Source organism: Rhodocista pekingensis (assembly GCF_042665545.1).
Classification (GTDB): domain Bacteria; phylum Pseudomonadota; class Alphaproteobacteria; order Azospirillales; family Azospirillaceae; genus Rhodocista; species Rhodocista pekingensis.
The window spans coordinates 31,730-50,741 of sequence record NZ_JBHTCM010000006.1 but is presented as its reverse complement, the minus strand read 5'-3'; the positions used below and the strand labels follow the sequence as shown (position 1 = coordinate 50,741).

Here is a 19,012-nt window from a genome sequence, read left to right as displayed (position 1 = left end):
CGGGCACCCTCAGACGAAGGAGAAGGTTCCATAGCACGGCCTACCCCCCAAGACCGGGAACCCCAGCGCGACGGACCCCGGATCAACCGCGAGATCAATGTCCGCTCCGTCCGCCTGATCGATCAGAACGGCGACATGGTCGGCGTGGTCAGCCTGCGTGATGCGCTGATCTCCGCCGAGGAGGCTGGACTCGACCTCGTGGAGGTGAGCCCGAATGCCGATCCGCCGGTCTGCAAGATCCTCGACTATGGCAAGTTCAAGTACGAGGCGCAGAAGAAGGCGAACGAGGCCCGCAAGAAGCAGAAGATCATCGAGGTCAAGGAGGTCAAGCTCCGGCCGAACATCGATGATCACGACTACGACATCAAGATGCGCAACATGCGCCGCTTCCTTGAGGAAGGCGACAAGGTCAAGGTGACCATGCGCTTCCGCGGCCGTGAGATGGCGCACCAGGACCTCGGCATGAACATCCTCGTGAAGGTGCGCGACACCCTGGATGATCTGGCCAAGGTCGAGCAGATGCCGAAGCTCGAAGGCAAGCAGATGATCATGGTGCTGGCTCCCCGCTGACCGCGGTGAGCCCGGCCGGCGCCCCTGCCCCGGCCGACCGTCCTTGCGAAACCCCCGCCCGCGGCCCCGCGGCGGGGGTTTTCCGTTTCCAGGTCCGCCCCGCCGGCATCCAGGAAGTCCAGCAGGGCAGCGCGGCGCCTGCGGACCCGCTCGGCCGACGATGCGGTATCTCTCCCTCCCGTTGCAGCCCGGTACAGAAGGGATGCGCCGCGGGCCGGACCCGGCCAATCCCCTCACCGATTCCGCGTCCGGACCCCGCAAAAGCGAAGGGCCGGGGGATCGCTCCCCCGGCCCTTGCCGATCCGTTGCGCGGGTGCGCTGCCGGTCAGGCGGCGACCTTCACGCCGGCGCCGCGCACCTTCTCGTCCACATGCTCGGCGAACTGGGTGAAGTTCGCCTCGAAGCGGCGGGCCACCTCGCGCGCCGTGTCGTCGTAGGCGCGCTTGTCGGTCCAGGTGTTCTTCGGCTGGAGCACCTCGGCCGGCACGCCGTCGCAGCCCTCCGGCACCATGAGGCCGAAGCTCGCCTCCGCGACATGCGGGACGGTGGCCAGACGGCCGTCCAGCACCGCGCGCACCAGGGCGCGGGTGTGGGCGATGGACATCCGCTTGCCGGTGCCGTAGGCGCCGCCGGTCCAGCCGGTGTTGACCAGCCAGCAGTTGGCGCCGCCGCGGGAGATGCGCTCGCCCAGCAGCTTGGCGTAGACGCTGGGATGGCGCGGCATGAAGGGCGCGCCGAAGCAGGTGCTGAAGGTCGCCTGCGGCTCCGTCACCCCCTTCTCCGTGCCGGCCACGCGCGAGGTGTAGCCGGACAGGAAGTGGTACATCGCCTGCTCGGGCGTCAGCTTGGAGATCGGCGGCAGCACGCCGAAGGCGTCCGCCGTCAGCATGATGATGTTCTGCGGCTGCCCGCCCATGCCGCTGTCGCTGGCATTGGGGATGAAGTCGATCGGGTAGCAGGCGCGGGTGTTCTCGGTGTGGCGCGCGTCGTCCAGGTCAAGCTCCCGGGTGCCCGGGTCCATGACGACGTTCTCCAGCACCGTGCCGAAGCGGCGGGTGGTGGCATAGATCTCCGGCTCGGCCTCGGGCGACAGGCGGATCACCTTGGCGTAGCAGCCGCCCTCGAAGTTGAAGACCGAGGTGTCGGACCAGCCGTGCTCGTCGTCGCCGATCAGGGTACGGCTGCCGTCGGCCGACAGCGTGGTCTTGCCGGTGCCCGACAGGCCGAAGAAGATCGCCGTGTCGCCGGCCGGGCCGATGTTGGCCGAGCAGTGCATCGGCAGGATGCCGCGCGCCGGCAGCAGGAAGTTCAGGATCGTGAAGACCGACTTCTTGATCTCGCCGGCATAGCTGGTGCCGCCGATCAGGACCAGGCGCTGCTTGAAGTTGACCAGGATGAAGGTCTCGGTCCGGGTGCCGTCACGCTCCGGCACGGCGCGGAAGTCGGGCACCTGCAGGACGGTGAAGCCCGGCTCGAATTCCCGGCGGTCGCACAGCTTCGGCCGGATGAACATGTTCTGGGCGAACAGGTTGTGCCAGGCGTGCTGGGTCACGATGCGGACCGGCAGGCGGTGGTCCGGGTCGGCGCCGGCATAGAGGTCCTGGACGAAGACCTCGCGGCCCTGGAGATAGGCCTGCATGCGGGCGAACAGACGGTCGAACGCGTCTTCGGAGATCGCCTTGTTGTTGCCCCACCAGATCTGGTCGGCGGTGGTCTCTTCCTGGACGATGTACTTGTCGTTCGGGGAGCGGCCGGTGTGCTGGCCGGTCAGGGCCACCAGGGGTCCGTCCTTCGCCATCTGCGCTTCGCCGCGGCGGATCGCCAGCTCATAGAGCGCGGCGGCGGAAAGGTTCCAATGCGCGGCCTTCAGGTGGCTCAGGCCCAGGTAATCCAGGCCGAAGCTGCTGATGACGGGACCGGTCATGTGCACTTTGGCGTTCTCCTCTGGTGCGATCGCACGGGGGCGACGGGCCCGGTTCCCTGCATGCCCGGCACACTGCACGCAAGCAAGGGGGCGGCGCGCGGACCGGCGCCTGCCCCTGTAACGGTGCCCTGATGTAACGGCCGTGTAGACTTACCGTTCTGCCCAACGGCCCGCAACCCTCCGCCAAGGGGGGAGCTACGCGAGCTTTGCCATACGACATTTCGGATTACGCAGGGCAGACGGCTCCGGAGCGGTGCGGGTCGCTTCTCACGCAGGTTGCGCGGACCGCGCCCGTCGGACCAGCCGGACCAGTTCCGCCCGCGCCTCTTCCGCCGTCGTGACGGTCCGCTCGAAGGGCAGCCGTGCCGTGGCACCGCCGGCGCGCAGGTCGCAGCCCTCCGGGTCCAGCCCGGTCAGGCGCCAGTCGCCGGCCGGCCGGCCGGCCAGGACGGTGGCGTAGAGCGCCACCGCGTCGGCATGGTCCGCGTTCATGTGGCCGACGATGTCCCCTTCCCGCTCCGCCAGTTCGCTCCAGGCCGTGGCCGGCAGCAGCAGGTCGTCGCCCGCGATCCAGCGGATGCGGCCGAAGCCGGCCACCAGATGCGCCCGCTCCGGCCGCAGCCGCCACAGGGCGAAGTCGGAGAAGCCGGCATACTGCGCCGCTTCCGGGTGGCGCGCCACGAAACGGTCGCGCAGCCGCGGGTCCGCCGTGCGCTCCATCCGCCCCAGCACGGACAGGCGCGGGCCGGTCAGCGGTTCGTCCAGCCCGGCGGTGCCGTCGAACAGCAGCCCGGCCCGCGGGTCCCGCTCCAGGTTGCGGGTGTGCTCCGCCAGCCCGGAGAGCAGCAGCAGCGGCGTGGCGTCCAGGTCCAGCGCCACCAGCACCAGCGACGGCAGCGGCCAGCCGCCGCTGTCGCGCTGCGCCGTCGCCAGCGCCGCCCGGCCGCTGCCGCGCATCACCGCCCGGCCGGTCGCCGGCCCCTCCCCCATCCAGGCCGTCCCCGGCGGGGGCATGCTCATCCCGGTCATCGTCGCCTCCCGTGCTGGCACTCCCATGCGGCCCCGTCCGCGCGGCTTCCACCGTCCGCTGCGCCAGGACCCCGTGTCCCGCGATCCAAATGATGCCATATTGCAGGCGATCCTAGACCCGATGGATCGGGAGGGGGCGCCGCCGGGCGGCGGCTCCCCGCCCCCGGGGAAACGCCCACGCTGCGCAGGAAGGCAGGAGAAGAAGACGGTGGCCCACACGATCGCCCTGGTCGATGACGACCGCAACATCCTCACCTCGGTCTCGATCGCGCTGGAGGCGGAAGGGTTCGAGGTGCGGACCTACGGGGACGGCGACGAGGCGCTGCGCGGCCTGACCTCGCGGCCGGTGGACCTGGCCGTGCTGGACATCAAGATGCCCCGCATGGATGGCATGGAGCTGTTGCAGCGCCTGCGCCAGACCACGGCCGTGCCGGTGATCTTCCTGACCAGCAAGGATGACGAGATCGACGAGCTTCAGGGTCTCCGCATGGGGGCGGACGACTACATCAAGAAGCCGTTCAGCCAGCGCCTGCTGATCGAGCGCATCCGCGCCCTGCTGCGCCGGCAGGAGCTGACGCACGGCCGCGGCGAGCCCGATCCCGGCCAGACGCTGGTGCGCGGCGAGCTGGTGCTGGACGGCGCCCGCCATCTCTGCACCTGGAAGGGGCAGGAGATCGACCTGACCGTCACGGAATTCCTGCTGGTCAAGGCGCTGGCGCAGCGTCCGGGCCACGTCAAGAGCCGCGACCAGCTCATGGACGCCGCCTATGGCGAGCACATCTACGTGGACGACCGCACCATCGACAGCCACATCAAGCGGCTGCGCAAGAAGTTCAAGGCGGTGGACGACAGCTTCGCCCAGATCGAGACGCTGTACGGCGTCGGCTACAAGTACCGCGACAACTGATCCCGCGACGATCGACGCGGCAACCACGGACCGGGGCCGGGCATGACCTTCGACCTGCGCGCCGAGCGGCGGGAGGCTCCGGCCGGTGACGCCACCGCGCGGCGGCGCAGGCCCCGTGGCCCGCTCCCGGACGCGGACGGACCCGGTTCTCCGGACGGGGGCCGCGGCAAGGCTCCGCTCTGGCCGCCGCCGGCCGACACGGCTGCGGCGCGACCCCGGCGCCGGATGCGGCTGCGCCGGCCCGTCTCCCCCATCACGCTGCGCATCCTGGCGGTCAACGTGCTGGCGCTGGCGATCCTCGTCGGCGGCCTGCTCTATCTCGGGCGCTATCAGGACCGGCTGATCCAGGCCGAGCTGGAGGCGCTGGCGACGGAGGCGCGGATCTTCGCCGGCGCCCTGGGCGAAGGCGCGGTCCGGCCCAGTTACGACGAGTTCAACGAGCCCTCCGCCGAGCTGTCCTGGGAACTGGCGCGGCAGATGGTGCGCCGGCTGGTGGAGACGACCGACACCCGCACCCGGCTCTACGCCCCCAAGGGCGAACTGGTGGCTGACAGCCGCATCCTGGGCGGGCCGAAATCCATGGTCCAGATCGAGGAGCTGCCGCCGCTGCGCGACGGCAACAGCCTGAGCGAGCTGGGCATCGCCCTCTACGACCGCATCGTCAACAGCCTGCCGGGGCGCGAGCATCTGCCGGTCTACCCCGAGGACCGGGCCCAGGACGCGGCCCGGTTCCCCGACATGCAGCGCGCCCTGGCCGGCGACATCGCCACCGGCGTCTGGCGCGTGGCGCGGGAAAGCGACCGCACCGACATGCTGCTGACCGTGGCCGTGCCGGTGCAGCGCTACAAGCAGGTGCTGGGGGTGGTCTACCTGTCCCGCGCCGGCACCGACATCGACCGCGAGGTGCGGCAGCAGCGGGTGGACATCCTGAAGCTGTTCGGGGTGGCGCTGGGCGTCACGGTGCTGCTGTCCTTCTATCTGGCCCGCACCATCGCCGGCCCCATCCGCAAGCTCGCCCGCGCGGCGGACGAGGTGCGCCACGGCCATGGCCGGCAGGCCGTCATCCCCGATTTCGGCCGCCGCCATGACGAGATCGGCGAGCTGTCCGTCAGCCTGCGCGAGATGACGGCGGCGCTGTGGAACCGGATGGACGCCATCGAGCGCTTCGCTGCCGACGTGGCGCACGAGATCAAGAACCCGCTGACCTCCATGCGCTCGGCCGTGGAGACGGTGCAGCGGGTGAAGGACGAGACGCAGCTCCGCCGGCTGCTGGCCATCATCCATCACGACGTGCAGCGGCTGGACCGGCTGATCTCCGACATCTCCAACGCCTCCCGCCTGGATGCGGAGCTGTCGCGCGCCCAGGCCTCCCCGGTCGATGTCGGCACCGTGCTGACCATGCTGCGCGACGTCACCATGGCGACCTGGGAAGAACCGGACCCGGGCGAGCCGGTGCCGCCGCGCCTCGTGGTGGAACTGCCGGCCGGCGCCGATCTGGTGGTGCCGGGCATCGAGGGGCGGCTGACGCAGGTGTTCCAGAACCTCGTCTCCAACGCGCTCTCCTTCTCCCCGCCCGGCGGCGTGGTGACGCTGCGCGCCCGCGCCCTGCCCGACCGGGTGGAGGTCACCTGCGATGACCAGGGGCCGGGCATCCCCGACGGCAAGCTGGACGCGATCTTCGACCGCTTCTACAGCGAACGCCCGAAGTCGGAGGATTTCGGCCGGCATTCCGGCCTCGGCCTCTCCATCTCCAAACAGATCGTCGAGGCGCATGGCGGCACCATCACGGCCACGAACCTGCGCCGGCCGGGCGGCGAGGTGGCCGGCGCGCTCTTCACCGTCCGCCTGCCGCGGCGGTGACGCCCCCTTCGGGTTGCGCCGACCCGGGCCCCGTTAACCATGTTGCGAACGAGGGGAGTGCCCGTTCAAGAGTTGCCGGAACTGTTCCTTCTGTGAACAGAATATTCGTTCATTTCAGTTAAATCTCAATCTTCCCGACCACACCCGCGTAGCAACCTTATCTGGAAGTGAAATCATCTTCTGTGCGATAATGAACGGATGAACCTGTCGCCGTTCTTTGCACTGTCGCAGGACCTGCTGTCCGTCGTCCGCACCGACGGCGGCTTCGTTGCGCTGTCCCCGGCCTGGGAAAGGACGCTGGGCTGGTCGCAGGCGGAGCTGATGGCGGCGAACAGCCTGGACCTTCTGCATCCCGACGACCGCGAGGTCGCCGTCGAACGGCTGCAGACCCTGCTGGCGGGACGGTCGCCGCAGCAGTTGGAGGCGCGCTGCCGGCGCAAGGACGGACGCTATGTCTGGCTGAGCGGTCAGTGCGCCCTGTCGGCCGAGGACGGACGCATCTACAGCGTCTGGCGCGACGTGACCGAGTCGAAACGGGCAGCCCTGCATCTTCTGGCGGTGGAAAGCCATTCCCGTGTCGGCACCTGGGATCTGGACCTGGAGACGGGGCTCCTGACCTGGTCGCCGATGACGCACCGCATCCACGCCACCGACCCGGCGGTCCACCGGCCGCTGCTGGAGGAGGCGGGGCGCTTCTTCCCGGGGGAGGCCCTGCCGGCCCTGCTGGGCGCCGTCGCCGACCTGCGCGAGGGCGGCCCCCCGGTGCGCCTGGAACTCCCCTTCCTGACGGCGGACGGTCGGGCGCGCTGGGTCCTGTTCTCCGCCGCGCCGGAAGCCCATGCCGACCGTCCCCGGCACATCTACGGCACGCTGGAGGACGTCACCGAGAAGCGCCAGGAGCGGCTGCACCTGCTGGCCTTCAAGGACATCGTCGAACGCTCCACCGACGGCATCTGGGTCGTCGGTCCCGACGGGCGGACGCAGTACGCCAACGGCCGCATGGCCACGATCATGGGCTGCGCCGAGGGGGAACTGCTGTCGGTCCGCTTCCTCGACCATGTGCTGGCGGAGCCGCGGCCCCGGGTCGCCGACCTGATGGCCGGGATCGTGCGGGTCGAGCGCGACTGGTCGGATTTCCAGATGTGGCGGATGGACGGGACCGCCTTCTGGGCCTCCGCCTCCATCCATCCCCGGCGGGCTCCGGACGGCACGCTCCATTCCACGGTCGTGCTGGTGCGCGACATCTCCGCCTGGCGGCGGGTGGAACTGGAGCGGGAGGTCAACCGCGCCCGGCTGGAACTGTCGCAGAACATCGCCCGCCTGGGCCACTGGGAACTGGACCTGCGCTCCGGCGCCGTCTTCTGGTCCGATGTGGTGTACGACATCTTCGGCGTGCCGAAGGACCGCGAAGCCCATTCGCAGCCGGCCTTCCTGGCCGCCGTGCATCCCGATGACCGGGACCGTGTCCTGGAGACGCAGCAGCGCATCGAGACGATCGGTTTCGCCGATGTGGAGCACCGCGTCGTCCGCCCTGACGGGGAGATCCGCTGGGTACACGAGGTGGCGCGGTTGGAGCGCGACGATACGGGGCGCCCGGCCCGCATCGTCGGCACGGTGCAGGACATCACGCCGCAGAAGGAGGTGCAGGCGCGCCTCGATCAGGCCCTCGCCCAGGCGGAGGCGGCCAATCGCGCCAAGACGCAGTTTCTGGCCACCATGAGCCACGAGCTGCGGACGCCGCTGAACGCCATCCTCGGCTTCTCGGAGATCATCCGCGACGGGACCTTCGGACAGGTGGTGCCCGCCGTCTACCAGGAATATGCCGGGCATGTGCATGACAGCGCCAGCCACCTGCTGGACATCATCAACGACGTGCTGGATCTGGCGAAGGTGGAGTCGGCCACCGTCACCCTGACGCCGGAGCCGGTCCCCCTGGACGAGACGGTGCGGCGCGCCGTGCAGACGGTGCGCCCGATCGCGCGCGACCGCCGCGTCAACTTCGCCGTCGATGGCGCCCAGGCCGTCACCGTGCTGGCGGACCGCCGGGCGCTGTTGCAGTCCCTCTACAACATCCTGTCCAACGCCCTGCGCCACAGCCCGGAGAACGGCACCGTGGAGGTCCGGCTGGAGCTGACCGACGGGTTCGGCGCCCTGACGATCCGCGACTACGGCCCGGGCTTTCCGCCCGACGTGCTGGCCGAACTGGGCCAGCCCTATCCCGGCCGGCGCAACGTCTATGTCAGCGCGGCGCGCTCCACCGGCCTCGGCTACGCCATCACCGCCGCCCTGCTGGGCGCCATGGGCGGGGTCATCGACGCCTGCAACGCCGCGGACGGCGGGGCCTGCGTCACGATGCGCCTGCCGCTGGCGCCGGCGCCCGGCGCCCCTGCGCCAGCGTCGGCCCCGGTCACCGCCCCTGTCACCGCCCCGGCACCCACGGCCTGACGCCGCGGGCCCGGCGGCCTGGTACTCAGCGGTCTGGCACTCTCAGCGGCCCGGTACTCAGCGGTTCGACACCGGCTGGTCGGGGAAGGCCAGCTCGTGCCGGGACTGCCACTCGGCCACCACGTAGTTCACCATCAGGGTGCGGCGGACCCCCTGGACCGGCCGCGGCTCGAAGCCGTGCCAGGTGTTGCTGCCCGGCACGAAGATCAGCGCCCGGTTGAACGAGGCGTCGGTGCGCGCGACCGGGGCCGCGGTGGGATCGGCATAGATGTCCGTGCCCCAGTCCTGGGCGTCCTCCGGCGGGTTCAGGTAGATCAGCAGGGTCAGCAGCTTGGCGCCGATGTCGGTGTGCGGCCGCAGCCAGAAGCCGGCCGTGTCCAGGCAGTATTCGATGCGCAGGAACGACCCGGCCAGCGGCGCACGGCAGCGCGAGGACAGCAGCGCCACCGTCTCCGGATGCTGGAAGGCATGGGCGATGTCCGCCACCACCGGATGCCGCTGCTGCTGGTCGGGGTTGAAGAAGATGCGGCTGGCGTTGTGGGTGTCGCGCCGGCCCAGCGTGTCGCCGACGGCGGCCGGCGCGTGCGGCAGCCGGGTCACCCCCGTCGCCACCGGCTCGGGCAGCGTGTCGGTCAGCAGCCAGTGGCGGAACGGCCATTCCTGCTGCCGGCTGGCTTCCAGCGCGTGGTGCAGATGAAGCGCGGTGGCCGACGGGCGATGGCTGGTGCTGACAGGCATCGTCAGGGCATGGGGCATCGGGACCCTCTCTCCTCACATACGCGGTCCGGTCGGCCGCACGGGGCGGCGGACGAACGGGGACGGGCGGTTTCCCGCCGGACGGTGACGCCGAAGGACGCTGCCGGCGGCCTTCGGGGGGCGGCGAACGATCCGCTGTCCGGCAGCTTTCTGCCGGGGCGCCGCGGGCACGGCCTGGGACCGGGCATGGCGACCGACCCCGCCCCGGCCATCCCCGTTCATGCCGGGACGCTGCCGCCAGGACCAGGGCGCCGTTCCGCCGGAGTCTTGCTGCGTTGCACACTAATCCGGTCGGGGCTCCCCGGCCTTGACCGAGATCAATTCGCGACCCGCTGCGGCGCGACCGATCCCCGTGTGCGGACCCCGTGTCGCCCTTGGCATCCGCCGGCCGACCGGCTAGGGTCCTCACCCTTGCGGACGAGCGGAAAACGGGACGGCCAGCAGCCATGACCCAGCCCTTGAACACCTACCGGACCGGACCGGACGAGCGCGGGCATTTCGGCCAGTTCGGCGGCCGTTATGTGGCCGAAACGCTGATGCCCCTGATCCTGGACGTCGAGCGCGCCTATGCCGAGGCCCGGCAGGACCCCTCCTTCAAGGCGGAACTCTCCTACTACCTGACCCATTATGTCGGCCGGCCCAGCCCGCTCTACTACGCCGAGCGGCTGACGGCGGAACTGGGCGGCGCCAAGATCTACCTGAAGCGCGAGGAGCTGAACCACACCGGCGCGCACAAGATCAACAACTGCATGGGCCAGATCCTGCTGGCCAAGCGCATGGGCAAGCGCCGCATCATCGCCGAGACCGGCGCCGGCCAGCACGGCGTGGCGACGGCCACGGTGTGTGCCCTGTTCGGGCTGCCCTGCGTCATCTACATGGGCGAGACCGACATCGCGCGGCAGCAGCCCAACGTCTTCCGCATGAAGCTGCTGGGCGCCGAGGTGCGGCCCGCGAAGTCCGGCGCGCGCACGCTCAAGGACGCCATGAACGACGCCATGCGCGACTGGGTGACGAACGTCGAGGATACCTTCTACATCATCGGCACGGTCGCCGGTCCGCACCCCTATCCCGCCATGGTGCGCGACTTCCAGTCCATCATCGGCGAGGAGGTGCGCGAGCAGATGCAGCAGGCCGAGGGCCGGCTGCCGGACAGTCTGGTCGCCTGCGTCGGCGGCGGCTCCAACGCCATCGGCATCTTCCATCCCTTCCTGGACGAACCCAGCGTCCGCATGGTGGCGGTGGAGGCGGCGGGCTACGGCATCGAGACCGGCCAGCACGCCGCCAGCCTGACTGGCGGCCGGCCGGGCGTGCTGCACGGCAACCGCACCTACCTGTTGCAGGACGAGGACGGCCAGATCGTCGAGGGCCACAGCATCTCCGCCGGGCTGGACTATCCCGGCATCGGGCCGGAGCACGCCTGGCTGCATGACGTGAAGCGCGTGGAGTACGTCTCCGCCACCGACCAGGAGGCGCTGGACGCCTTCAAGCTGCTGGCCCGGACCGAAGGCATCCTGCCCGCGCTGGAGCCGGCGCACGCGCTGGCCCACGTCAGCCGCCTCGCGCCCACGCTGCCCAGGGACCACCTGATGGTGATGAATCTGTCGGGCCGGGGCGACAAGGACATCTTCACCGTCGCCCGTCACATGGGGGTATCGCTGTGAGCCTCGCCACCGAGATCGACGCGGGCACGGAGACCTTCCGCATCGCCCGCCGCTTCGCCCGGCTGCGGGCGGAAGGCCGGGCCGGCCTCGTCACCTTCCTCACGGCCGGCGACCCCGACCACGCGACCAGCCTCGCCCTGCTGAAGGGGCTGCCGGCGGCCGGGGCCGACCTGATCGAACTGGGCATGCCCTTCACCGACCCGATGGCGGACGGTCCCGCCATCCAGGCCAGCTCGCTGCGGGCGCTGACGGCCGGGGCGCGGATGACCCGCACGCTGGACCTGGTGCGCGACTTCCGCCGCGACGACCCGGACACGCCGGTGATCCTGATGGGCTACTACAACCCCATCTTCAGCTACGGCGTGGACCGCTTCCTGGCCGATGCCCGGGAGGCCGGGGTGGACGGGCTGATCGTCGTGGACCTGCCGCCGGAGGAGGATGACGAGCTGTGCCTGCCGGCGCTGAAGGCCGGCATCAGCTTCGTGCGCCTGTCCACGCCGACGACGGACGAGCGTCGCCTGCCGGCCGTGCTCGCCCACACCTCGGGCTTCGTCTACCACGTCTCCATCACCGGCATCACCGGTGCCGGTTCGGCCAGCGAGGAGTCGGTCAGCGCCGCCGTGGCCCGGCTGAAGCGCCACACCGAGCTGCCGGTCGCCGTCGGTTTCGGCATCACCACGCCGGACCAGGCCGCCGCCATCGCCCGGGTGGCGGACGCCGCCGTCGTCGGCAGCGCCATCGTCCGCCGGGTGGAACAGACGCTGGACGCCGACGGCCGCGCCACTGCCGCGACCGTGCCGGCCGTGCTAGACTTCGTCCGCACCCTGGCCGAGGGGGTGCGCACCGCCCGGGGGTGAGGCCATGGCCTATGTCTATGACGACAGCGGCGAGCATGACGAGCTTCCCTCCCGGGACATGGTCCTGGCCCGGCTGGAGCGTTGGCGGCAGCGGCTGAGCGACCTGTATGCGCGGATCGAGGGCTGGCTTCCGGAGACGGCCGCGGCGGTCCGTGGGCAGTCTTTGCCCTATCAGAGTCCGCTGATGAAGGCAGTCGGCATTGCCCCGGTCCGTCTGCCGACGCTGACGGTGCGATGGAACGGTGGGGCGGAACTCCGGGTCAAGCCGGAGGCTCTCTGGATGATCGGGGGCAACGGGCAGGTCCGCCTCTCGATCATAGGGGGCGACGGCGTCACCCTGGTCGATGCCGGCACAGACGACGCACCCGACTGGATGGTCTATCCGAGGCGCGATCCGACGCGCCGGCACCGGTTCGGCCCGGAGGAGCTGCGTCATATCCTGGCGGAGGCGCGTTGACGGTCCTCCACACGGTACTTTCGACCTACGCGGAGACGCACCGCGTGCTCGCGCGGCGGCGGGACGAGCTTGAGACCGACCTGATCCGCGCCCTTGATGACGGGGATTCCGCTCTGACGGACTCTCTGCACGAGGCCCTGGGCACAGCCAGCGCGATGGTCTGGATCAACACGGAAGCCCACTTCCTGCTGGTCTTCGCCCAGTTCGAGAGTCTGGTGACGGAGCTGGCCGCAACGGCCATCGAGACCGGCCGACGGCATCCGGATGCGGCTGCACGCCGCGCCTGGCAGGTGCTGTACGACAGGGCGCGGCAATCGGTCCAGGCGCTGCCCTTCCTGGACAGGATGGCCCTGTTGTTGGATAAGGGCGACTCAGCTTACCAAGCCATCCGGGACATCTATCAGAAGCGGAACCATGTCGCCCATGGCAGCCCGCTGTCAGAGATGATCGACGTGATGGAACTCGCGGAACAACTGCAGGCAATCGCCGCCCGTCTCCAGGAACCCCGATGAACTGGCTCACCAATTTCGTCCGGCCCAAGATCCGGGCGCTCGTCTCCTCCAAGAAGGAGGTGCCGGACAATCTCTGGCTCAAGTGCCCCTCCTGCGAGGCGATGATCTTCCATCGCGAGCTTGAGGAGAACCTGCACGTCTGCCAGCACTGCGGGTTCCACATGCGCCTGTCGCCCGACCGGCGGCTGGAGATGCTGCTGGACGAGGGCTTCCAGACGATCGAGCTGCCGAAGGCGATCCAGGACCCGCTGAAGTTCCGGGACCTGAAGCGCTACACGGACCGGATGAAGGACGCCCAGACCAAGACGGGCCGCAACGACGCGATCATCGTCGCGCACGGCCGGATGGACGGGCATCCGGCCGTCGTCGCCGCGTTCGACTTCTCCTTCATGGGCGGGTCCATGGGCATCGCCGTGGGCGAGGGGCTGCTGGCCGCCGCCAAGCTGGCGGTGCTGCAACAGGCGCCGCTGATCGTCGTGCCGGCGTCGGGCGGCGCGCGCATGCAGGAGGGCATCCTGTCCCTCATGCAGATGCCGCGCAGCGTCATCGCCGTGGAGATGGTGAAGGAGGCGGGCCTGCCCTATCTGGTGGTGCTGACCGATCCCACCACGGGCGGCGTCACCGCCAGCTTCGCCATGCTGGGCGACGTGCATCTGGCCGAGCCGGGGGCGCAGATCGGCTTCGCCGGCGCCCGCGTCATCGAGAACACGATCCGCGAGACCCTGCCGGAAGGCTTCCAGCGCTCCGAATACCTGCTGGAGCACGGCATGGTGGACATGGTCGTGCCGCGCAAGGAGCTGAAGCAGACCCTGGTCCGCCTGATCGACCTGCTGCGCCGTCCCGGCCCGGAGCCCCTGTCCCTGCCGGAGCCGGAAAAGGTTCCCGAGGCGCCGGCCGCCACCTTGCCGCCCCCGCCGCCGCCCCCTCCCCCGCCGCCGCCAGCGGCGCCCGCCGCGGTCGTCGTGGCCACCGCCGCAGCGGCCACGGCCGCGGTGGTCGGGGCCGCCGGTGTCGCCACCGCCGCCCCGGCGGGATCGGCCACCCCGCCCGCATCCAGCACGGCTGCCGCCGCGGTGGTGGGCGCCGCCGGCGTGGCGACGGCCGCGCCCGCCAGCACCCCGGCCCCCAGCGAGGACTGATCCCGGCATGATCAAGGCCACGGTCGTGCCGGCGGCGCCGCGGCTGGAGGCCGCCCTCGACCGGCTGCGTCTGCTCCACCCCAAGGTCATCGACCTGTCCCTGGGGCGGGTGGAGCGACTGCTGGCGCGGCTCGGCAATCCCGAGCGGCGCCTGCCGCCGCTCGTGCATGTCGCCGGGACCAACGGCAAGGGCAGCACCGTCGCCTTCCTGCGCGCCATGCTGGAGGCGGCGGGCGCGCGGGTGCATGTCTACACCTCGCCGCATCTCGTGCAGTTCAACGAGCGCATCCGGCTGGCCGGACGGCTGATCGACGACGAGACCCTGGCCGGGCTGCTGGAGGAGTGCGAGCGGGTCAACGGCGACGACCCGGTCACCTTCTTCGAGATCACGACGGCCGCCGCCTTCCGCGCCTTCGCCGAAGTGCCGGCGGATATCTGCCTGCTGGAGGTGGGGCTGGGCGGCCGGCTGGACGCGACGAACGTGATCGAGCGCCCCGCCGTCAGCCTGCTGACCCGCATCAGCATGGACCACATGCAGTTCCTGGGCGGCACCCTGGCGGAGATCGCCTGGGAGAAGGCCGGCATCCTGAAGCCCGGCGCCCCCGCCGTGGCCGGGCCGCAGGCCGACCCGGTGGTGCTGCGCGTCTTCCGCGAGCGCGCGGCGGACCTGGGCGTGCCCCTGCGCAGCTACGGCGAGGGCTGGACGGCCCGGCCGCACGACGGCGGCTTCCGCTTCGACAGCCCGGCCCGCAGCCTGGAGCTGCCGCTGCCGGGGCTGCCCGGCGCGCACCAGATCCTCAATGCCGGGCTGGCGCTGGCGGCGCTGGAGCACCTGCCCGTCGCCGTGGACGACGAGGCCGCGCGGGAGGGCATGCGCCGGGTGGAGTGGCCGGCCCGGCTGCAACGGCTCCGCCGCGGCCCTCTGACCGACGCGCTGCCGCCCGGCTGGGAGCTGTGGCTGGACGGCGGCCACAACGACAGCGCCGGCGAGGTGCTGGCGGTGCAGGCCGCCGCCTGGGCGGACCGGCCCCTGGATCTGGTCTTCGGCATGCTGGGCAGCAAGCAGCCGCTGGATTTCCTGCGGCCCCTGGCGCCCCGCGTCCGGCGCCTGCGCACGGTCGCCATTCCCGGCGAGGCCGCCGCCCTGCCGGCGGCCGAGGCCGCGGCGCTGGCGCGCGAGGCCGGCATCGCCGACGCCGCCCCGGCCGACAGCACGGCCGCGGCCGTGGGTGCGCTGGCCGCAGCGCCCGGCCCTGGCCGCATCCTGATCTGCGGCTCGCTCTATCTCGCGGGCACGGTGCTCAAGGACAACGGCTGAACCCCGCCGGGAAGCGCGGGGCCGCCTGACGGGAGGAGGAGAGGATGGAGATCGCCTACTGGTGCGTCGTCGCGGCGGCGCTGCTGCCCTATCTCACCGTGCTGCCGGCCAAGGCCACCGGCCGCTATGACAATGCCGCCCCGCGCGACTGGGCGGAGAAGCAGACGGGATTCAGGCGCCGCGCGGTGGCGGCGCACCTGAACGGGTTCGAGGCCTTCCCCCTGTTCGCCGCGGCGGTCATCGCCGCCGACGTGCAGGGCATGCCGCAGGACGCCATCGACACGCTGGCCGTGGCCTGGGTCGTGCTGCGGATCGGCTATGTCGGCTGTTACTTCGCCGGTCTGGCGACGCTGCGCTCCATCGTCTGGATCGCGGCGCTGGCGATGGCGCTGGCCATCCTGACCATGCCGGCCTGGCTGATGTAGGGCCGGCTTCGCTGATGCAGCGTCGCGGGGGCGGTCCGCCGCCCCCGCTGCCCGGCGGGTGGCCCGTCGGCCGGATCAGAGGTTCTCTTCGATCCAGTTCCGGAGCTGCTGCTTCGGCAGGGCCCCGATCTTGGTGGCGGCGACCTTGCCGTCCTTGAAGATCATCAGGGTCGGGATACCGCGCACGCCATAACGGGTCGGCGTGTCCGGGTTCTCGTCGATGTTCAGCTTGGCGATGGTCAGCTTGCCCTGCAATTCCCCCGCGATCTCGTCCAGCGCGGGCGCGATCATCCGGCAGGGACCGCACCATTCGGCCCAGAAGTCCACCAGCACGGGACCGGAGGCCCCAAGCACGTCGGTGGCGAAGCTGGTGTCGGAAACCGCAGTCGCGTTGCTCATGGGTGCGTCCCCAAGGATTGTGTCGGGTACGGCCGGGTGACCACGGCCGCTTGTCGGTCAGGAATGTATGGGGGCCCGCCCGCGCCGGTCAAGCCGGCGGCCGGCGCGCGGCTGGCGTGCGCCAGCCCCCCTTGCCGACCCTCCTGACGACCGTCACCCCCGCCGCCGGTGGGGCCGGCGTCGGGGCTCCACCATTCCTTAAAATGCTGTCCATAGTATAAGCTGCGGTAGGGTATCCCTGGCGTACCCTGGAAGGACGCTGATCTTGACGCTGTTGACCGCAGAGGAGTTCCTGCCCTCCACCTTCGCCGAGCGCGGGGTGGCGGTGCCCTTCACCACGCCGCTGCTGAACCAGGCCCGCCTGCGCCAGGACCGCAACGAACGCTTCGAGTTCCTGCTGCCCAGCTTCACCGGCGGCAAGGGCATCTATGTCATGCCCTGGAAGAGCCTGCCCTCCGTCATGACGGTCACCCTGCACGACCGCCTGCTGTTCGAGGAGATCGAGGGGCTGGAGACCCATTCGCCGGAGACGATCCGCGGCGCCGCCCTGCGCGTTCAGGCCACCGGCGTGGCCGGACCGGATGCCGCCGCTGCGGCCCGGCGATCGCTGACCGAGGCCGGGCAGCAGCTCATCCTGACCCAGTTCATCCTGGTCACCGAGCTGCTGAAGCTGGTCGGCATCGGGGCAAGGGACCTGCTGCGCCCCGGCATGACGGCGCAGGAGTCCCAGCGGCTGGCCCGGCAGGCGCTGGCCAAGGTCGCCGCCCTGGTGAAGATCCCGCCCGATGACATGGCCCAGCGGGTGGAGACGCTGGGCACCGCCATCGCCCCCGTGGGCATGCCGCAGAGCCCGCAGCCGGGCCGCCTGCGCGCCCTCTTGAAGCAGCTCGACGCCATGCGCGACGGCCTGATGACCTGGGCGCAGAAGGATGCCTCCGACGTGTCGGGTCTGGGCGACTACGTGGCCGACATCGCCGGCCACACCATCGCGCTGGGGACGGAGCGGCTGAAGCAGCTTGATCTGGTCTGCGGAGATCCGAAGCAGATCATCCACGACGAACCGCGCTTCCGCGCCGCCATCACCCAGCATGTCTCCCGCCTGTCCTGGCTGCTGGACGGCTGGGACTTCCTGATCGCGCTGTGGAACGCCGCCCAGGACAGGCCGGAGGAGGCGCAGCGCGCCGCCGTGGTGGAACTGTCGCGGCTGGTGCCGGTGATCCCGCGCGAGGAGCTGGGGGTGAGCTTCACGGAAGCCGACCTGGAGGCGGTGGCGAAAGTGCAGCGCCGCTGGGTCCGTATGAACGAGGACTGGCGCACGGGAGCGCTGGACATGGATGCGGTGATGCGCCTGGAATCCCTGAAGACGGCCGCGGCGTGACGGGATGGCCGGCATGAAAGACCGCTCTCCCTCCGACAGCCTGGCGCGGGAATGGACCGCGCTGGCCGCCGACGCCGCGCGGCTGGACGACAGCCGCTTCCTGAAGATCTATCACCTGCTGGAACAGGTGGGCGACAAGGCCCCGGTGCAGGGGGCGCTGGATACGCTGCGCCCGCGTCTGGCGGCCCTGCGCCCGCCGCGGCGGCCCAGCCTGTCGCGCCTGTTCTTCCGCCCGGTCGAGGACCTGCTGGACGATCCCCAGACCTATGCGCGGCGGCTGAACCGGATCGCCCGGTCCACCCTGGCACCCTGCTGGCGCACGGCGCGCGAGCGGATGGACCCGGCCCTGCTGGCCGAGATCCAGCGCGAGCTGGGCCGGACGGACCCGCGCGATCTCCGCGCCTTCGTGGCACTGGGCGAGCCGCTCTGGATGTCGGGTGCCCTGGCCGTGCGCGAGGTGGTGCGGGCCTGCCATGAGGGCCTGAAGTTCAAGGTGGACAATTTCGGCCGCGACGACGACGTGCTGCGCCAGCTCGACGCCATCGCCGGGTTCCTGGATGTCGGCCGGGAGATCGAGACGCTGAAGCTGACCCTGCCGGAGAAGCCGATCGGCGAGCTGGCGGAAAGCCATGTGGAGGCGATCAAGGAGGCGCTGGCCGACCTGGGGGCGGTCGATCCGGGTCGCACCACGCCTCTGCTGCTGGTGCTGACCTCGCGCATGAAGCGGCCGGGCGACCTGCTGAAGATGCTGGGCGACGTGAAGCTGGGCGGCACCGCGGCGGAGAAGGAGGGGCTGGCCCGCGATCTCTCCGGTTATGTCGTCGGCAACCTGCTGCGCCAGACCTCCGACATCGAGCGGGCGAAGCCCGGCGTGGAGCAGGCGGCCGATCTGGCGAAGGCGGCGGAGCGGCTGACCGAAGGGCTGAACTCCGTCAACGACACCCTGGCCGGCCTGCGCGACAAGGAGCTGAACGGCCGCGTCGCTGCGGCCCGGACGGAGATCGCCAACCTTGTCGTGCGCAACGTGGTGGCGGAGATCGACCAGACGCTGGTCGATACCCTGTTCGCCGGCGCCACGGACGGCGGCCCGCCCGATGTGCAGGTGCGGCAGGCGGAGGAACTGGCGATGGCCCTGCGCCGCTCGGCCAGACTGGCGCCGCACCTGGGCATCCAGCGCGAGGTGAACGCCAAGATCGGCGACGTGCGGCGCCGGCTGGAGACGGAGACGGAGGGGCTGCTGCGCGGCGGTCGCAGCGCCGCAGACGATCCCGAGGTGCAGCGGCAGGTCTTCAGCAGCCTGCGCATGATCGAAATCCTGGCCGGCTCCGACGAGGCGGAGCGGCTCTACCGGGAGTGGAAGCGGCGGCTGGGCTGA

At 70.8% G+C, this 19,012-nt stretch carries 17 protein-coding genes; 13 read left to right on the top strand and 4 right to left on the bottom strand.

Features of this window, described 5'->3' with window-relative positions; translation table 11 throughout:
* The first annotated feature begins 30 nt into the window (after positions 1-30).
* Positions 31-570: a translation initiation factor IF-3 gene (gene infC, locus ACFQPS_RS05130; RefSeq protein ID WP_377357339.1), complete on the top strand. Its 540-nt coding sequence runs from the start codon at positions 31-33 to the stop codon at positions 568-570.
* 325 nt (positions 571-895) lie between these two features.
* Here the strand turns inward: infC and ACFQPS_RS05125 are convergent, their stop codons facing one another.
* Together ACFQPS_RS05125 and ACFQPS_RS05120 are read right to left on the bottom strand one after the other, a co-directional pair.
* Positions 896-2,494: a phosphoenolpyruvate carboxykinase gene (locus tag ACFQPS_RS05125; RefSeq protein ID WP_377357006.1), complete on the bottom strand. Its 1,599-nt coding sequence runs from the start codon at positions 2,492-2,494 to the stop codon at positions 896-898.
* 267 nt (positions 2,495-2,761) lie between these two features.
* Complete coding sequence (locus ACFQPS_RS05120; RefSeq protein WP_377357005.1) at positions 2,762-3,523, bottom strand: HugZ family pyridoxamine 5'-phosphate oxidase; 762 nt, start codon at positions 3,521-3,523, stop codon at positions 2,762-2,764.
* Between the two features lie 208 nt (positions 3,524-3,731).
* Between ACFQPS_RS05120 and ACFQPS_RS05115 the strand changes: the two genes are divergently transcribed.
* From ACFQPS_RS05115 to ACFQPS_RS05105, 3 genes are all read left to right on the top strand, one after another.
* Positions 3,732-4,430 carry a response regulator transcription factor gene (locus ACFQPS_RS05115; protein WP_377357004.1) on the top strand — a complete coding sequence of 233 codons (699 nt, stop codon included), beginning with the start codon at positions 3,732-3,734 and terminating at the stop codon, positions 4,428-4,430.
* Between the two features lie 42 nt (positions 4,431-4,472).
* Positions 4,473-6,290, top strand: coding sequence for a stimulus-sensing domain-containing protein (locus tag ACFQPS_RS05110; protein ID WP_377357003.1), 1,818 nt, complete (start codon positions 4,473-4,475; stop codon positions 6,288-6,290).
* Between the two features lie 198 nt (positions 6,291-6,488).
* The gene (locus tag ACFQPS_RS05105; protein ID WP_377357001.1) at positions 6,489-8,735 is read left to right on the top strand and encodes a PAS domain-containing sensor histidine kinase; all 2,247 of its coding nucleotides are present in this window, start codon (positions 6,489-6,491) and stop codon (positions 8,733-8,735) included.
* 57 nt (positions 8,736-8,792) lie between these two features.
* Here ACFQPS_RS05105 and ACFQPS_RS05100 read toward each other — a convergent pair whose 3' ends face one another.
* Entirely contained in the window at positions 8,793-9,491 is a 699-nt protein-coding gene (locus ACFQPS_RS05100; protein ID WP_377356999.1) for a 2OG-Fe(II) oxygenase, read from the bottom strand.
* 446 nt (positions 9,492-9,937) lie between these two features.
* Here ACFQPS_RS05100 and trpB point away from each other — a divergent pair, with 446 nt between their 5' ends.
* The 7 genes from trpB to ACFQPS_RS05065 are packed head-to-tail and all read left to right on the top strand — an operon-like array spanning position 9,938 to position 15,860.
* Positions 9,938-11,152, top strand: a complete 1,215-nt coding sequence (trpB, locus tag ACFQPS_RS05095; protein ID WP_377356997.1) for a tryptophan synthase subunit beta — start codon at positions 9,938-9,940, stop codon at positions 11,150-11,152.
* Entirely contained in the window at positions 11,149-12,009 is an 861-nt protein-coding gene (gene trpA / locus ACFQPS_RS05090; RefSeq protein ID WP_377356996.1) for a tryptophan synthase subunit alpha, read from the top strand. The genes trpB and trpA overlap by 4 nt, the downstream gene beginning before the upstream one ends.
* A gap of 4 nt (positions 12,010-12,013) precedes the next feature.
* A complete protein-coding gene (locus ACFQPS_RS05085; RefSeq protein WP_377356995.1) occupies positions 12,014-12,466 on the top strand; it encodes a hypothetical protein in 453 nt (150 codons plus the stop codon).
* Positions 12,463-12,978, top strand: a complete 516-nt coding sequence (locus ACFQPS_RS05080) for a hypothetical protein (protein WP_377356993.1) — start codon at positions 12,463-12,465, stop codon at positions 12,976-12,978. The genes ACFQPS_RS05085 and ACFQPS_RS05080 overlap by 4 nt, the downstream gene beginning before the upstream one ends.
* Positions 12,975-14,117, top strand: a complete 1,143-nt coding sequence (gene accD, locus ACFQPS_RS05075; RefSeq protein WP_377356991.1) for an acetyl-CoA carboxylase, carboxyltransferase subunit beta — start codon at positions 12,975-12,977, stop codon at positions 14,115-14,117. Before ACFQPS_RS05080 ends, accD begins: the two co-directional genes overlap by 4 nt.
* Positions 14,118-14,124: 7 nt before the next feature.
* Positions 14,125-15,435 (top strand): bifunctional folylpolyglutamate synthase/dihydrofolate synthase, encoded by a 1,311-nt coding sequence (locus tag ACFQPS_RS05070; RefSeq protein ID WP_377356989.1) that lies wholly within the window; start codon positions 14,125-14,127, stop codon positions 15,433-15,435.
* A 44-nt stretch (positions 15,436-15,479) separates the two neighbouring features.
* Positions 15,480-15,860, top strand: a complete 381-nt coding sequence (locus ACFQPS_RS05065; RefSeq protein WP_377356987.1) for an MAPEG family protein — start codon at positions 15,480-15,482, stop codon at positions 15,858-15,860.
* Between the two features lie 75 nt (positions 15,861-15,935).
* On the opposite strand, the gene trxA is transcribed toward ACFQPS_RS05065, so the two are convergent.
* Positions 15,936-16,259: a thioredoxin TrxA gene (trxA, locus tag ACFQPS_RS05060; RefSeq protein ID WP_377356985.1), complete on the bottom strand. Its 324-nt coding sequence runs from the start codon at positions 16,257-16,259 to the stop codon at positions 15,936-15,938.
* 265 nt (positions 16,260-16,524) lie between these two features.
* On the opposite strand from trxA, the gene ACFQPS_RS05055 reads away from it, so the two are divergent.
* Positions 16,525-17,637, top strand: a complete 1,113-nt coding sequence (locus ACFQPS_RS05055) for a hypothetical protein (protein ID WP_377356983.1) — start codon at positions 16,525-16,527, stop codon at positions 17,635-17,637.
* 13 nt (positions 17,638-17,650) lie between these two features.
* Positions 17,651-19,012 carry a hypothetical protein gene (locus ACFQPS_RS05050; protein WP_377356981.1) on the top strand — a complete coding sequence of 454 codons (1,362 nt, stop codon included), beginning with the start codon at positions 17,651-17,653 and terminating at the stop codon, positions 19,010-19,012.